Annotated in this window: 11 protein-coding genes; 9 read left to right on the top strand and 2 right to left on the bottom strand. The window is 75.8% G+C overall.

What is annotated here, in order from left to right:
- Positions 1 to 117: 117 nt before the first annotated feature.
- Together ACOTKD_RS14360 and ACOTKD_RS14365 are read left to right on the top strand one after the other, a co-directional pair.
- Positions 118 to 894 carry a hypothetical protein gene (locus ACOTKD_RS14360; protein ID WP_424889313.1) on the top strand — a complete coding sequence of 259 codons (777 nt, stop codon included), beginning with the start codon at positions 118 to 120 and terminating at the stop codon, positions 892 to 894.
- Positions 891 to 2,201, top strand: a complete 1,311-nt coding sequence (locus tag ACOTKD_RS14365) for a sensor histidine kinase (protein ID WP_424889314.1) — start codon at positions 891 to 893, stop codon at positions 2,199 to 2,201. Before ACOTKD_RS14360 ends, ACOTKD_RS14365 begins: the two co-directional genes overlap by 4 nt.
- Before the next feature lie 208 nt (positions 2,202 to 2,409).
- Here ACOTKD_RS14365 and ACOTKD_RS14370 read toward each other — a convergent pair whose 3' ends face one another.
- Positions 2,410 to 3,984, bottom strand: coding sequence for an FAD-dependent oxidoreductase (locus ACOTKD_RS14370; protein WP_424889315.1), 1,575 nt, complete (start codon positions 3,982 to 3,984; stop codon positions 2,410 to 2,412).
- A gap of 48 nt (positions 3,985 to 4,032) precedes the next feature.
- Here ACOTKD_RS14370 and ACOTKD_RS14375 point away from each other — a divergent pair, with 48 nt between their 5' ends.
- From ACOTKD_RS14375 to ACOTKD_RS14390, 4 genes are all read left to right on the top strand, one after another.
- Positions 4,033 to 4,719, top strand: coding sequence for a TetR/AcrR family transcriptional regulator (locus ACOTKD_RS14375; protein WP_424889316.1), 687 nt, complete (start codon positions 4,033 to 4,035; stop codon positions 4,717 to 4,719).
- Between the two features lie 18 nt (positions 4,720 to 4,737).
- Complete coding sequence (locus tag ACOTKD_RS14380; RefSeq protein WP_424889317.1) at positions 4,738 to 6,201, top strand: MFS transporter; 1,464 nt, start codon at positions 4,738 to 4,740, stop codon at positions 6,199 to 6,201.
- Positions 6,202 to 6,223: 22 nt separating this feature from the next.
- A complete protein-coding gene (locus ACOTKD_RS14385) occupies positions 6,224 to 7,801 on the top strand; it encodes an alpha/beta hydrolase (RefSeq protein WP_424889318.1) in 1,578 nt (525 codons plus the stop codon).
- Between the two features lie 122 nt (positions 7,802 to 7,923).
- Positions 7,924 to 8,559 (top strand): DUF4142 domain-containing protein, encoded by a 636-nt coding sequence (locus tag ACOTKD_RS14390; protein WP_424889319.1) that lies wholly within the window; start codon positions 7,924 to 7,926, stop codon positions 8,557 to 8,559.
- 40 nt (positions 8,560 to 8,599) lie between these two features.
- Here the strand turns inward: ACOTKD_RS14390 and ACOTKD_RS14395 are convergent, their stop codons facing one another.
- Complete coding sequence (locus tag ACOTKD_RS14395) at positions 8,600 to 11,245, bottom strand: SpoIIE family protein phosphatase (protein ID WP_424889320.1); 2,646 nt, start codon at positions 11,243 to 11,245, stop codon at positions 8,600 to 8,602.
- Positions 11,246 to 11,680: 435 nt separating this feature from the next.
- On the opposite strand from ACOTKD_RS14395, the gene ACOTKD_RS14400 reads away from it, so the two are divergent.
- The 3 genes from ACOTKD_RS14400 (at position 11,681) to ACOTKD_RS14410 (ending at position 14,694) form a co-directional block, all read left to right on the top strand.
- Positions 11,681 to 12,571 (top strand): ATP-grasp domain-containing protein, encoded by an 891-nt coding sequence (locus ACOTKD_RS14400; protein WP_424889321.1) that lies wholly within the window; start codon positions 11,681 to 11,683, stop codon positions 12,569 to 12,571.
- Positions 12,568 to 13,401, top strand: a complete 834-nt coding sequence (locus ACOTKD_RS14405) for an ATP-grasp domain-containing protein (protein ID WP_424889322.1) — start codon at positions 12,568 to 12,570, stop codon at positions 13,399 to 13,401. The genes ACOTKD_RS14400 and ACOTKD_RS14405 overlap by 4 nt, the downstream gene beginning before the upstream one ends.
- Before the next feature lie 810 nt (positions 13,402 to 14,211).
- Positions 14,212 to 14,694, top strand: coding sequence for an NADH-quinone oxidoreductase subunit B family protein (locus tag ACOTKD_RS14410; RefSeq protein WP_424889323.1), 483 nt, complete (start codon positions 14,212 to 14,214; stop codon positions 14,692 to 14,694).
- Positions 14,695 to 14,773 lie beyond the last annotated feature (79 nt).

Here is a 14,773-nt window from a genome sequence, read left to right on the forward strand (position 1 = left end):
GGCGGCCGGCGGCTCCCCGCGGCGGACCCGGCGGGCGCACCGGGCGGCTCGCATAACATCGGGCTGTATCCCGGCCCCGCACAGGGGGCCGCCGCCAGCCGACGATGGAACCCCCGAGTGCCCCGATCCACCCGCCCCTCCGCCGGGACAGCCGTGCCACGCCCGCGCACCGCGCCCCGCGGGCGCCCCGTGCGGGCGCTCGGGGCGCTGGCCGCGCTCGCGGCGGCGGTGACCGCGGTGACGGGGTGCGCGAGCGCCGGCGAGCCGGTCGGCGCCGGACGCACGGCCCCCGCCTCGGCGCCCTCCAGGCTCTGGCCGCAGGCGACGCCCGCGCCCTCGCCGAGCGGGCCGCAGCACGACGGCGAGACGGCCGAGAAGGTTCCCGGCGTCGCTCCCGTCCCCTCCGGGGACATCCACAAGCTCGATGCGTACGCCCTCGTCAAGGCCGAGGTCGCGGCCAACCGCAAGGCCAGCGGGGCGGACGCCCTCGACGACGCCACCGCCGCGAAGCTGGCCTCGTCGTGCTCCGCCGCGCGGCAGCAGCGGAACTGCCCCATGCGCAAGCCCGTCTACAGCGACCTCACCGGCGACGGCCGCGACGACCTCGTCGTCGGCATCGAGATGGAGGACCACTTCCTCTCGCTGCGCGCCTACACCCTGGTCAACGGCGAGCCCACGCGCGTCCTGTCGACCATCGCCCAGCCCTCGTCCATCGAGGTCGCCGGCCGCGACCTCATCGTCTGGGAGCCCTGGACGACGCCGCACTACGCCCTGCGCTCCGTCTACACCTGGAACGCCCAGACCCACTACATGGACTTCCGGCGGTACGAGATCCGCCGCGCCGAGAACCCCGCCTCCTCCGGCACCCAGCGCGACGGCGAGGGGCGCTCGTGACCGCCGCCCGGCCGCTGGACCTGCGGGCCCGGCTCCGCAGACTCTCCCGCCTCGGCTCGCTCTACGGGAAGTTCACGCTCTTCCTCGCCGTCGTGTGCTGCGTCGTGGCGACCGTGCTCGGCGTCCTCGTGCACGTCATCGTCACCCGCCAGACCGTCCACCAGGCCCGGTCCGAGGCCCTCGCGCGGCTCGACTCGGCCACCAAGGCCTACGCGTCCGGCGACCCGATGCACCACCCCGCCGCCCTGAACCCGCCCGACCTCCCGCGGCGGCTCCAGGAGATGGCGCTGCGCGGCGAGCGCGGCACCGCCCTCGGCGACCACGACGGCACCCCCACCATGTGGGCCGCCGGGCCCGCCGACGCCGGCGTCATCACCGCCCGCTTCGACTACCGGCACAGCAAGGACACCATCGACGGCCTCGACCGGGCCATCGCCGGCTCCGCCACGCTGGCCATCGGCGGCACCCTGCTCATCGGCGTCTTCGCCGTCTCGCGGGTCACCCGCCGCCTGCACCGCACCGCCGACGTGGCCCGCCGCATCAGCGCGGGCGACCTCGACGCCCGCGTCGCCGACCCGCGCACCACGCGCCCCGCCCGCGAGCAGGACGAGGTCGCCGCCGTCGCCGCGGCGCTCGACGCGATGGCGGGCACCCTGCAGGCCCGGCTGCAGAGCGAGCAGCGCTTCACCGCCGACGTCGCCCACGAGCTGCGCACCCCGCTCGCCGGCCTGCAGGCCGCCGCGGACCTGCTGCCGCCGGGCCGCCCCACCGAGCTCGTGCGCGACCGGGTGCAGACCCTGCGCCGCCTGACCGAGGACCTGCTGGAGATCTCCCGGCTCGACTCGCTGACGGAGAAGGCCGACCTGGACGCCCACTTCCTGGGGCAGCTCACCGAGCGGGCCGTCCGCGCCTCCGGGCTGGAGGCCGAGGTCCACGTCGTACGGGACGCCTGCGTGGAGACCGACCGGCGCCGCCTGGAGCGGGTGCTGAGCAACCTGCTCGCCAACGCCCACCGGCACGGCCGCCCGCCCGTCGTCGTCACCGTCGACGGCCCGGTCGTCTCCATCCGCGACCACGGCGAGGGCTACCCGGACTACCTCCTCGAAGGCGGCCCGCAGCGCTTCCGCACCGAGCCGACGCGCACCGGGGGCAAGGGGCACGGGCTGGGCCTGACCATCGCCATCGGCCAGGCCCGCACCATCCACGCGGAGCTCACGTTCGCCAACGCCCCCGGCGGCGGCGCGCTGACCACCCTGACGCTGCCCGAGTACGACGAGTACGCCGCGCGGGCGGAAGAGGCGGAGTAACCCGGGGCCGGCTCAGGCAGCGGTGGGCCTCCGGCGCCCGGCCGGATTCCGCCGCAGCGGGCCGGGGCCCTGCCGGCGGCCCGAGCCGCGGGCGCCCGGCGGACCTGCTCGCCGGACCGCAGCCTCCCCGCCGCGCCGGTGGAAGCGCCCGCCGCAACGGCGCGTCCCCACGTCGGCGGGGGCCCGGCGGACTCCGGAGATCCGTGACTCAGGCCGCTCGGGCCCCGGCGGGGACCGCGGCCCGGGTGCCGAACCACCGGGACAGCGCGCCGCCGAGCGCGCCGGTCGCATCCGGCAGGGAAGCCGCGTCCGCGGCCCACGCCGTGAAACCGTCCGGGCGGACCAGCAGCCCCGCCAGCTCCGGGCGGCCCGGCGCCGTGGCGGTCACCACCGACACCCGGTCGCCGTACCCCTCGGCGGCGGCCCGTATCGCGGGCGCGTCCGCGAGGTCCAGGAGGAGGGCGCGGCCGTCGTGGAGGTGGTCGGCGAGCCTGCCGCCGCCGGCGAGTTCGAGATCCGGGGCGCTGCCGCCGACGAGCGGGTGGTCCCCGGGCGCGGCCATGGCGCCGTAGCGCTGCCACACTCCGGAGATCTTCTTGGTGAAGAACGTCGTGCCGGCGACGGTGTTCGCGTACTCCGCGACCACCTCGCGCAGCGCCATCGCGTGGGACTCGGGCCGCATCAGCGCGACCTGGGCCCGGGTCCACTCCAGCACCCACGCGCCGATGGGGTGCCGCTCGGCGGTGTACGTGTCGAGCAGGCCCTCGGGCGCCCAGCCGCGCACGGTGGCGGCGAGCTTCCAGCCGAGGTTCATGGCGTCGCCGATGCCGAGGTTCAGGCCCTGGCCGCCGAACGGCGAGTGCACGTGCGCGGCGTCCCCGGCCAGCAGCACCCGGCCGGAGCGGTAGTCCGCGGCCTGGCGGGCGTTGTCGGTGAAGCGGGTGGCGGTGTGCACGGCGGTGATGGTGACGTCGGCGCCGGAGACGTGGCGCAGGGCGGCCTGCAGCTCCTCGGCGGTGATGGGGGCGTCGCGGTCGGCGGGCGGGCCGTCGAACTCGACGGTGAGGATGCGCCCGGGGAACGGCCCGTGCGCGTAGGTGCCCGTGGGCGTCCGGTTCCAGCCCTTGCCGAGGGCCTCGGCGCCCTCCATCGTCACCATGGCCTGATGCCCGGTGATGGACGGGTCGGTGCCGGGGAAGGCGAAGCCGCCGAGCTTGCGGACCGTGCTGCGGCCGCCGTCGCAGCCCACCAGCCAGCCGGCCCGGACCGCGGCGCCGCCCACGCGCACGGTGACGCCCCCGTCGTCCGCGTCGAAGCCCGTCAGCTCCACGCCGCGGCGCACCTCCACGCCCAGCTCCGCGGCCCGCGCGCCGAGCAGGCGCTCCAGGGGTTCCTGGGGGACGAAGCCCACGTCCCCGGCCGGGCCGGCGCCGGCGAAGTCGGGGTCGTCGGTGTCCAGCAGGGCGCCGCTGAGCGGGATGCCGGCGAAGTGCCCGGCGAACTTGGGCGGCATCTTCACCGGGCCGCCCCGGCCGCCCTGCTGCTGCGCCATGAAGCCGCTGATGCGGTCGAGGTTCTCCTGCTGGATCGCGGCCAGGGCGGGCAGCAGGCCGCGCCGGTAGAAGGCCTCCGCGGAGGGCGTGTTGATGGCCCCCGCCTTGATGGTCGTGTCGACCTCGGTCAGCCGCTCGACGACGAGGACGTCCACCCCCGCCAGCCGCAGCTCGCACGCCAGCGTCAGCCCGACCGGTCCTGCTCCTGCCACAACAACGTCGTAGTCCATGGCAGTGACTATAGCGACTAAAAGTTTATGCTGGGTATAGTTTTCTCCATGGATTCCCACCCGGCTCCCGGCCGCCCCGACGACGGACTCTCCCTGCGCGAACGGAAGAAGCGGCAGACGAGGCAGCGGATCTCCGACGTGGCCACACCGCTCTTCGCCGCCCGCGGCTTCGACAAGGTGACCGTCGCGGAGGTCGCCGAGGCCGCCGGAGTCTCGACGATGACGGTCTTCAACCACTTCGCGCGCAAGGAGGACCTCTACCTCGACCGGATCCCGGAAGCGCTCGCCCTCTTCAGCCGGGCCGTGCGCGAACGGCGCCCCGGCGAGACCGCCGCCGCGCCCGTCCGCCGCCTCTTCCTCGAACTCGCCGACGCGGGCCACCCCCTCGGCGGCCTGGGCGACACCTTCCCGGCGTTCTGGCGCGTCATCCTGGACTCTCCCGCCCTGCGCGCCCGCGTCCGCGAGGCCGTCGAGGAGCTGGAGGACGCCCTCGCGCAGGCCGTCGCCGAGACGACCGGGGCCCGCCCGGGCGACCCGGTGCCCCGGCTGACCGCGGCCCTCACCGTCACCGCCTACCGCACCGTCGTCGCCACCACCATGGCCCGGCTGCTCGCGGGCGAACGCGCCGCCGACGCCGCCCCCGGCCACCGCACGCTCATCGGCACCACGTTCGACGCCCTGGAGGCGGCGCTGCGGGCGCTCGACGGTCCGGTCCTCGGGCCCGGGACCCCCTGACGCTGTAGCCTCTGCCGCATGCCACCGCACCCCCGCCGCCCCCGGCCGTGGACCGCGGCCCTCGTCGAGGAACGGCCCCGCCCGGAGCGCATACGCACCCGCGCCGGCGGCTGGCGGCTCGCAGTGGCCACGGTCTGCTTCGGCGCCTTCATGGGCCAGCTCGACGCGAGCATCGTCACCCTCGCCTACGGCGGGTTGCGCAGCGAATTCCACGCCTCGCTGGCCGCCGTCGAGTGGGTCTCGCTGGCCTACCTCCTCACGCTCGTCGCCCTGCTGGTGCCCGTGGGCCGGCTCGCGGACGCCCACGGCCGCAAGCTGTTCTACCTCTACGGGTTCCTGATCTTCACCCTCGCCTCCGCCGCCTGCGCCCTCGCCCCGTCCCTCGGCGTCCTCGTCGCCTTCCGGGTGCTGCAGGCCGCCGGGGCCGCGATGATGCAGGCCAACAGCGTGGCCCTGGTGACCACCAGCGCCCCGCGCGGCAAGATGCGCGCCGCCCTCGGCGTGCAGGCCGCGGCGCAGGCCCTGGGGCTCGCCCTCGGCCCGACCGTCGGCGGCGCCCTGGTGGCCGGGCTCGGCTGGCGCTGGGTCTTCGCGGTCAACGTGCCCGTCGGCGTCGTCGCCCTCGTCGCCGGCCAGTACCTGCTGCCCCGCACCCGTACGCGCAGCCCCGTGGCCGGTGCCGACCGGCTCGGCCCGGTGCTCCTGGCCATCTCGACCACCGCCCTGTTGCTGGGCCTGTCCATGTTGTCCGGCCTGTCCGTGCCCGTCTGGGCCGTCGTCCTCCTGTTCGCCGTCGCCGCGGCCGCCGCCCGGGGCTTCGCCCTGCGCGAGCGGCGGGCCGCCGTCCCGCTGGTCGACCCGGCCCTGCTGCGGCGCCGGGCCGTCGCCACGGGCCTCGCCGGGGCGCTGGGCGCCTACCTCGTCCTCTTCGGCCCGCTCGTGCTCGTGCCGGTCGTGCTGACCGGCGCCGGCTCCTCCGAGCTGCACGCCGGACTGGTCCTGACGGCCCTTCCGGCCGGCTTCGCACTCGCGGCGACCTGCGCGGACCGCGTCCTGCCGGTGGCGCTCGGCGACCGGGCCCGCTGCCTGCTGGGCGCGGCCGTCGCGGCCGCCGCCCTGGCCGCGATGCTCGTCCTGCCGCTGACCGCCGGACCGCTGGTGCCGCTCCTCGCGCTCCTCGGCCTGGGCCTCGGCACCTTCACGCCCGCCAACAACGCCCTGGTCATGGGGGCGGTGCCGGCCTCCGCCTCCGGCACCGGGGGCGGTCTGGTCAACATGGTCCGCGGCCTCGGGACCGCCCTCGGCATCGCCCTGGTCACCCTCGCCCTCCACCTCTCCGGGGCGGCCGGACCGCACCGGGCCGTCGCCGTCCTGCTGGGCGTCGCGCTCCTCGTCGCCGTCGCCGCGGCCCTCGGCCCGCCGACACGCCGTGACCGGAGCCGAACATCACCCGGACGACCCGCACGAGGCGCCGGACGTTAGCGGGACAAGTACCGTCCGCGGCATGAGGTCCGTACTCGCACCCTCCCTCTCCCTCCCCCTCGCCGCCACCCTGCTGGCATGCGGTCTCACCGGCTGCGCGAGCCGTGACGAGGCGGCAGGCCGGCCGGATCTGACCCGCTATTACGACCAGGAGATCTCCTGGGAACCCTGCTCCCGGGAACAGGACAGGACGGTCAGGGACGAGACGCGCAACGCCGGCCGCACGGCCGAGTGCGCCCGCCTCACCGTCCCCCACAGCTACGACGACCCCGCCAAGGGCGAGCTGCGGCTCGCCCTGATGCGCTACCGCGCCGCGGACCGGGACCACCGCCTCGGCTCCCTCGTCGTCGGCTTCGGCGGGACGGGCGCGTCCGGGCTCGGGCAGCTCGGCGCCCGCGGCCCCGACGGCTTCGCCAAGGCCGCCGCCCGCTACGACCTCGTCGCCTTCGACCCGCGCGGCACCGGCGCCAGCTCCCCGGTCCGCTGCGGCACCGGCGACGGCCTCCCGGACGCCGCCCGCGGCCGGGACGACGACGCGGACGGCGCAGGCGAGACCGCCGAACTCGCCGACCGCATCGACGACCGGGCCAAGGCCCTGCACGACTGCGCCAAGCGCACCGGGCCCGTCCTGCCCTACCTCGGCACCGTCCACGCCGCCAAGGACCTGGACGTGCTGCGCGCCGCCCTCGGCGAGGACAGGCTGAACTACCTCGGCTACGCGCAAGGCACCCGGCTCGGCGCCGCCTACGCCCACCGCTACCCGCACAAGGTCGGCCGCATGGTCATGGACAGCGTCGACGACCCGGCGCCCGACCTGCGCAGGAACGCCCTCGCCCGCACCGCCTCCTACCAGAAGGCCCTGCGCCACGCGGTGGAGATCTGCACCCGGCGCGGCGACGAGGACTGCATCCTCGGCTCCGACACCGACCGCGCCATGGAGACCGTCACCGCGGCCTTCAACCGCCTCGACGAGCACCCGCTGCCCTGGGTGAACGGCACCACCCTCGACCGGGACGCCGCGGTCACGCAGACCATGGGCCTCCTGCGGTCCCGCGAGGGCCTCCCCGAGGCCCCCAACCTCCTCGCGGCCATCGTCCACCGGCTGCGGCCCGGGGAGGCCGCGCACATGGCCCGGGAAGCCGTCGCCCGCGCCGGGGGCAAGGACGCCGGCGACCGCGCCGGCGCCGGTTCCGTGACGGCGGCCGTCAACTGCGCCGACACCAGGAGCCGTTACACCGCCGACCAGGTCGCGGCCGCCTACGACGACTTCACCGAGGCGTCCCCCGTCTTCGGCCCCGCCCTGGCCGCCGGCATGGCCGCGTGCACCGGATGGCCGCAGGCCGGGGACGACGGCGCCCACGACGTCGCCGCCCCCCGCGCCCCGAAGATCCTCCTGCACACCCCCGAGTTCGACCCCGCGACCCCCGTGGCGTGGCTGCGCCGCATGGCGCGGGCCCTCGGCCCGTCGGCGGTGACCATGACGGACACGGGCGGCGGGCATGGCGTCTACGGCTCCTCGGACGCCGACTGCGTCAACGAGAAGGTCGACGCGTTCCTCCTGGACGGGAGGCTGCCGGCCGACCGGACCCGCTGCACCTGACGCACCGACAGCTTTCCGGTGCTCCATTGGAGGGGGAGTGACGGCCGGGCGGATGCGGCACGCCCGGCACCCGGGCAGGCATCAGCCCGTAGGGGCGTCACCGAACGAATGGAGTGTGCAGGATGCGTATGGGACACCGGTTCACGGCCGCAGCGGCAGCCCTCGTCCTGGCGACGGCGCCGGCAGGCGCCGCGCTCGCCTGCGACAAGGACGAGGAGATGGACAAGAAGACGGAGTACACGGCGGCGTACACGGCGGAGAAGAAGCCCGAGACGAAGCCCGGGAAGAAGCCGGCGAAGCAGCACGCGAAGAAGACGGCGACGCGGGCGGAGACCGACGGAGCCTTCCTGAAGACGGCCCACCAGGCAGGCCTGGCGGAGATCGCCATGAGCCGGGACGCCGCGAAGAACGCCGTCATGCCGTGCGTCAAGAAGACGGCCGAGACGCTCGTCAAGGACCACGCCAAGATGGACAAGGAGCTCAGGGACCTGGCCCGCCGCCTGAAGGTGACCCTGCCCGGCAAGGAGACGACCGAGCAGCGCAGGTCGCTGCGGGACATGCGCAAGAAGGCGCACAAACGGGAGTACGACACGCTCTGGCTCAAGGCCGCCGAAGCCGGGCACGTCCAGGCGCTCGAACTCCTCGACGACGAGATCGCCAAGGGGAAGAACGCCGAGGTGCGCGAGGCGGCCCGCATGGCGAGACCCGTCATCGCCGACCACCTGGCGAAAGTGCAGGTCTGTCAGAAGGAACGCTGAGGGACGCTGACGGGCCGCCGGCCGCGGGCCGCCCCGGCGCTCAGCCGGCCGCGGCCAGCGGCTGCTCGGCCCAGATCGTCTTGCCGTCCGCGGTGAACCGCGTTCCCCACCGCTCCGTCAGCTGCGCCACCAGCAGCAGGCCCCGGCCGCCCTCGTCCGTCACCCGGGCCCGGCGCATCCGCGGCGACGTGCTGCTCGCGTCCGACACCTCGCAGATCAGCGAGGACCGCTCGCGGATGAGCCGCAGCCGGATGGGCGCGTAAGCGTGCCGGACGGCGTTGGTCACGAGCTCGCTGACGACCAGTTCGGTGGTGAACCCCAGCTCCTCCAGCCCCCAGGCCGCCAGCTGCTCCGACGCGAACTTCCGCGCGTCGGCGACCGTCGACCGCTCGGCCGGCAGGTCCCAGCTGCGCACCTGCGAGGCGTCCAGCGCCCGCGTCCGGGCCAGGAGCAGGGCGATGTCGTCCGTGGGCCGCTCGGGCCTGCGCGGCAGGAGCGCGTCCAGGACGGCGTCGCAGGTCTGCTCCAGGGGCGCGGCCGGCCCCGACAGCGCCGCGCGCAGCCCGTCCAGGCCCGCGCCGATGTCGTGGTCGTGGCCCTCGACCAGCCCGTCGGTGTACAGCGCGAGGAGGCTGCCCTCCGGCAGCTGCAGCTCGGCGGACTCGAAGGGCAGCCCGCCCAGACCGAGCGGCGGCCCGCCCGGGATGTCGAGGAAGCGGGCCGTGCCGCCCGGCGTCACGAGCACCGGTGCCGGATGGCCCGCCCGGGCGAGGACGCAGGAGCGCGACACCGGGTCGTAGACGACGTACAGACAGGTCGCGCCCGTCTCCCGGACGGTGCCCGGCGTCCCCTCCGCGGCCTCGTCCTGGGCCAGCTGGACCACCAGGTCGTCGAGGTGGGTGAGCAGCTCGTCGGGCGGCAGGTCGAGGTCGGCGAGGGTGCGCACGGCCGCCCGCAGCCGGCCCATGACCGCCGACGCCTGCAGCCCGTGGCCGACGACGTCGCCGACGACGAGCGCCACGCGGGCGCCGGACAGCGGGATGACGTCGAACCAGTCACCGCCGACGCCCGCCTGGGCGCCCGCGGGCAGATAGCGCGAGGTGACCTCCACCGCCGTCTGCTCGGGCAGCCGCCCCGGCAGCAGGCTGCGCTGCAGCGTCAGGGCGACCGAGCGCTCCGCGGCGTACCGGCGGGCGTTGTCGACGCACACGCCCGCACGGGCCGTGATCTCCTCGGCGAGCAGCAGATCGTCGGCGTCGAACGGCTCGGTGCCCGGGTGTCGGACGAACAGGGCGACGCCGAGCGTCGTGCCGCGGGCGCGGAGCGGGACGACGAGCACGGAGTGCGCTCCGCCGGGACCCGGCTCACCGCAGTGACCCGGGCCGCCCGGTAGGCCGGGGCCGTCGTGGTGGGCCGGCCCGTCGCCGGCGACCGGTCCGCCGGCGGGGCCCGGGCCGTTGCGTGCCCCTGGCCCGGCGGAGTGTTCCGGGCTGCCCCGGAGGCCGGGGCCGTCGTGGTGGGCCTGATCGCCACCGGTGACCGTTCCGCCGGGAGGGGCGGTGCCGGTGCCGTACGACCACGCGGCGATCGTCGGCGCGTCCGCCCGGTGTACTGAGGCGCGGCCGGAGGCGAGGGCCTCGGCGGGCGGGGAGCGCCGCGCGTACGAGAACGTGCCCGGGGGGCCCGCGGGGAGGCCGTCGTGGCCACCGGTGGCGGCCCGGCGCAGGACGGCCCCCTCCGGCTGCCCACCGCCGTCGGGGGCCGCACCGGCCGGGTCGCCGCTGTGCAGGACGGCGTCGAGCAGGTCGACGGTGACGAGGTCGGCGAAGCCGCCGGCGGTGACGCCTGCGAGTTCCTCGGCGGTGCGCCCGACGTCCAGGGTGGTCCCGATGCGGGCGCCCGCATCGTTGACCCAGGCCAGCCGCTCGCGGGCGCGGTGCGGCTCGGTGCGGTCGATGGCCGCTATCGACACGCCCTGGACGCGGCCGCAGCCGTCCTTGAGCGGAGTGAAGAACGTCGCCCAGGCCCGCTCCCGGGCCTGCCCGGGCGCCCGGAAGAAGGTGTCCGTGCGCAGCGCCTCCCCGGTGCGCAGCACCTCGGCCATGAGCCGGCCGAACTCGTCGAAGGGGGAGCCCGGGAAGATATCGGTCAGCTGCAGGCCCAGCATGGCCTCCTCGGGGCGGCCGGACAGGCGCAGCATCTCGCCGTTGGCGCCGGTCAGCCGCAGGTCGCGGTCGTAGACGGCGGTGGCGACGGGGGACTGGACGTACGCCCACTCCTTGAGCGCCGCGTCCTTGCGGGCCGCGTCCGCGAGCACGGCGTCGGGCTCGGCGTGCGGCCCGGCGGCGCCCGCCTCCTCCGGCGCCGCCCCGAGGAGCACCCACTGCACGCGGCCGTCGCCCTCCGGACAGGGGTGTGCCCGTACGGTCACCCGCACCGTGCCGCCGTCACGGTGGCGCGCTGTGAGCACGCCGCTCCAGGGGGCCGAGCGGGTGAGGGCCCGCAGGGCCGGGCCGGGCAGCGGCGCGGCGAGGAGCCCGGCGGCGGGGCGCCCGATGACCTCGCCGGGCGCGTGGCCGAGCAGGTGCCGGGCCGCGGGGCTCCACAGGGTGACGGTTCCTTCCGCATCGACGGCGGCCATCGGGACCGTCGCGGTGGGGGAGAGGCGATCGGCGTTCGCGTGCATCGGCGGTCATCCCGTTCGGCGGGCGGCGCGCGGCAGGTCCGCCCGCCGCCCGCATAATTCAGGCTGTAGCTATCTTTCCCGCCCTAACCGGCACTGAAGCATCCATCTCTGCCTGAACCATTGCAGTTCCTCAGGGATCCCGGGAGGTCCCCGGGAGGATCCCGGTCACGGGCGAAGCCGGTGTATCGGCCAATGAAGTCCCGGGGTGCGTAGCCCTGCTGCAGCCGCCCCCGTCCGTCGTTCTGCGGGGGTCGGCCCGTATCCGATGGGGTATCAGTCGGTCGTATCCGGAGAAAAACGGTCGCGGTGCGGCCGGGCTGCTACGGAATTGAGACAGGCCAGGTCATGCCCTGCCCTGCCCGCATGACATCCTGAGCCGTCATGAGTTCTGCCGGACGGGATCGGCGGATGTCCGGGGATTACGAGGATGCACCAATGAGACTCTGCTTCCTGGTGGAGGAGCAGTACCGGCACGACGGCATGCCGGTGGACGTCATCCGCCAACTCAGGTCCTGGGGTCACCGGGTGGACGTGCTCAGGCCCGGCGGCTCGCTCCTCAGGCTCTCCGACGCGGTGGCCGCCGGCCGGCACGACGCCTGGGTCCTCAAGACCGTCTCCGGCGGACCCGGCCTCACCCTGCTGGAAGCCGCGGCCGGCGCCGGCCTCACCACCATCAATGACGCTCGCGCCATCCGCGGCGTGCGCGACAAGGTGCTCGCCGCCGTGACCGCCGAGCGCCACGGCCTGCCCGTACCCGTCACCTACGCCGCCCTGCGCATCGAGGAGTTCGCGGAGGTCCCCGAGGCCGCCTACCCGCTCGTGGTCAAGCCCGCCGACGGCAGCTCCGGGCGCGCCGTGCGCCTCGTGCCCTCCCCGGACCGGCTCACGGACCCGGCGTCCCGCGACGAGGCGCCCCACGGCGGCATGCTCATCGCCCAGCCCTACGTACCCAACTCCGGCACCGACCTCAAGGTGTACTGCGTCGACGGCCGGCTCTACGCCACCGAGCGCTGCTCCCCCCTCCACCCCGACCAGCCCGCCGTCGAACGGCAGGTGCCGCTCGGCGCGGAGGTGGCCGCGATCGCCGCCCGCGTCGGCGAGGTCTTCGGCCTCGACCTGTACGGCGTGGACGTCGTCCTCGGGCCCGACGGCCCCGTCGTCGTCGACGTCAACGACTTCCCCAGCTTCCGTCAGGTCCCCGACGCGGTCGCCCGCGTGGCCTGGGCGATCCTGCGGCTCGCCGACGCGGGAGGCGAACGGCACCTGCCCGCGGCGGGCGCCTCCGCCGCGCTGCCCCTCGGCGGTGCCACGGGCGGCGACGCATGAGGATAGGCCTGCTCACGCCGTCCCCCGACCACCCGCTGCTCGCCGCCGCCACGGCCCTGCTGACGCCCCGCCACCACGTCGTCGCGCTGGACCCCGCGACCGCCCCCGACCCCGCGGCCGGCGACCTCGCCGACGTCTACCTGCTCAAGACCCGCACCCCCCGTGCCCTCGCCTTCGCCCGCCGCCTCGAAGAGCGCGGTGCGCCCGTGCTGAACTCGGCCGGCTCGACCGCGCGGTGCCAGGACCGGACCGCCATGGCCGACGTCGCCCTGCGGGCCGGCCTCCCCTTCGTCGGCACCGCCACCGAGCCCTCCCTCGCGGGGCTGGCCGCCCGCGGCGACCTCTCCTACCCCGTCGTGATCAAAAGCCGGCACAGCCGCCGTCACGACCTGGTGGCCCGCGTCGACGACCCCGTACGGCTCGCCGTGCTCGCGGCCGAGTGGGGCGACGAACCCGTCGTCGTGCAGCGCTTCACCCCCAACGACGGCTGGGACCACAAGCTGTGGGTCGTCGGCGACCACGTCTTCGCCGGCCTCCGCCGCTCCGAACTCGCGCCCCCTGCCGGCACGGGCACCGAGTCCCTGCCCACCGACCGGCTGCCTGCGGGCTGGCTCGACGTCGTCCGGCGCGTCGGCGAGGTCTTCGCCCTGGACGTGTACGGCGTCGACCTCCTCGACGTCGGCGGAGCGCCGCTCATCGTGGACGTCAACGCCTTCCCGGGCATCCGCGGCCAGTACGGCGCGCCGGAGGCGCTGGCGACTTTGACACTGAGCACGGCGGAGGGCGCGCACCGCCCCCGCGTACTGGCCCCGGCCCAGCCGGTGAGCTGACTTCGCGGCGCGGGGCCGGTTTCGAGGGCGCGGGCCCTCGCCGTCCGGCAGCGGGCCGACTTCCGTCGCCGTGGGCGCCGGCCCCGGTTACGTGACGGCAGGCCGTCTTTCTCCCGCCGCGATGGCGAGTGACCGCCCGGCGTGGTGTCCGGCGGTGCCTGCCGGGCCTGAGGCGTGGACGGCACCGCCGGTCCGGCCGGTGGGGGCTGAGCGCCGCGGCGGCGGGTATGCGGGCGCGGCTCGGCGTTGTTCGGTGGGCGGGCTGATTTTCCTCGCCGCGGGGGCTGGCCGTCTTTCTTCCGCCGCGATGGCGAGTAACCGCCCGGCGTGGTGTCCGGCGGTGCCTGCCGGGCCTGAGGCGTGGACGGCACCGCCGGTCCGGCCGGTGGTGGTTGAGCGCCGTGGCGGCGGGTTTCATAGAGGCGCGCCCCGCGCGAACCCCCGCCCGTACGGGACAAGGGGATTCGACTCATCCGCCCCAGTTGTCCGCCCTGTCACAGACCGCGGCCCCGGGGCGACCCGCCCGTGACCCCCGGGCCCCGCAGCCGTTGACCCGGCCAGATCAGTCCTCATGCAAAACGGGGCTGCCGAAGGCCGTACGACGATCCCACCCGGAGCGCCGGCGGGCCCGGACCCCGCGCCGGCGGAATCCGCGCGGCGCCGGAGACCGGGCTACCGACCGCCGTCCGCGCGGGCCGTCGCGGCCCTTCCGACCGGCGGCCGTCTCTCGGCGCGAATCCGCGCTGTGACGGCGGGAGACGGCCGCCACACCTTCGTGAGGGACGCCGACGCCGAGGTGAGGGAACCCGCATGAGCCTGCTCCGCAAGATCCGTGAGACCGGCCGGGTGGCCGAGGACGCCCCGCCCCGCCCGGCCGGCGACCCGCCGCCCGGCGCCGCGGAACTGGCCGGATCGGCCCACGTGCGCTGCATCGACGCCGGCTCCTGCAACGGCTGCGAGATCGAGATCGCGGCGGCCTTCGGGCCGGTGTACGACGCCGAGCGCTACGGGGCCCGCCTGGTGGCCTCGCCCCGCCACGCCGACGTGGCCCTCGTGACCGGCGCCGTCACCCGCAACATGGCCGAGCCGCTGCGCCGTACCGTCGCCGCCATGCCCCGCCCCCGCCTGGTGGTCGCCGTGGGCGACTGCGCGATCGGCTGCGGGGAGTTCGCCGGCGGCCACGGCGTGGAGGGCGCGGTCGGCGACGTCGTCCCCGTCGACCTGCAGGTGCCGGGCTGCCCGCCGGAGCCGGAGCGGATCGTGGCGGCGCTGCGCGTCGTGACCGGCCGGTGAGCCCGTACGGGACGCTCCGGGAGCCGGCTGTGGGGGCGGGTGGCGGAAGACCCGCGTCCGGGAGCCGTTCGATAGGCAC

The organism is Streptomyces sp. XH2 (genome assembly GCF_049725035.1).
In the GTDB taxonomy this organism is placed as follows: Bacteria; Actinomycetota; Actinomycetes; order Streptomycetales; family Streptomycetaceae; genus Streptomyces; species Streptomyces roseoverticillatus.

Coding starts and splice junctions, on each gene's coding strand:
- ACOTKD_RS14370 (WP_424889315.1), bottom strand. CDS start 3,984: ATGGACTACGACGTTGTTGTGGCAGGAGCAGGACCGGTCGGGCTGACG.
- ACOTKD_RS14375 (WP_424889316.1), top strand. CDS start 4,033: ATGGATTCCCACCCGGCTCCCGGCCGCCCCGACGACGGACTCTCCCTG.
- ACOTKD_RS14380 (WP_424889317.1), top strand. CDS start 4,738: ATGCCACCGCACCCCCGCCGCCCCCGGCCGTGGACCGCGGCCCTCGTC.
- ACOTKD_RS14385 (WP_424889318.1), top strand. CDS start 6,224: ATGAGGTCCGTACTCGCACCCTCCCTCTCCCTCCCCCTCGCCGCCACC.
- ACOTKD_RS14390 (WP_424889319.1), top strand. CDS start 7,924: ATGCGTATGGGACACCGGTTCACGGCCGCAGCGGCAGCCCTCGTCCTG.
- ACOTKD_RS14395 (WP_424889320.1), bottom strand. CDS start 11,245: ATGCACGCGAACGCCGATCGCCTCTCCCCCACCGCGACGGTCCCGATG.
- ACOTKD_RS14400 (WP_424889321.1), top strand. CDS start 11,681: ATGAGACTCTGCTTCCTGGTGGAGGAGCAGTACCGGCACGACGGCATG.
- ACOTKD_RS14405 (WP_424889322.1), top strand. CDS start 12,568: ATGAGGATAGGCCTGCTCACGCCGTCCCCCGACCACCCGCTGCTCGCC.
- ACOTKD_RS14410 (WP_424889323.1), top strand. CDS start 14,212: ATGAGCCTGCTCCGCAAGATCCGTGAGACCGGCCGGGTGGCCGAGGAC.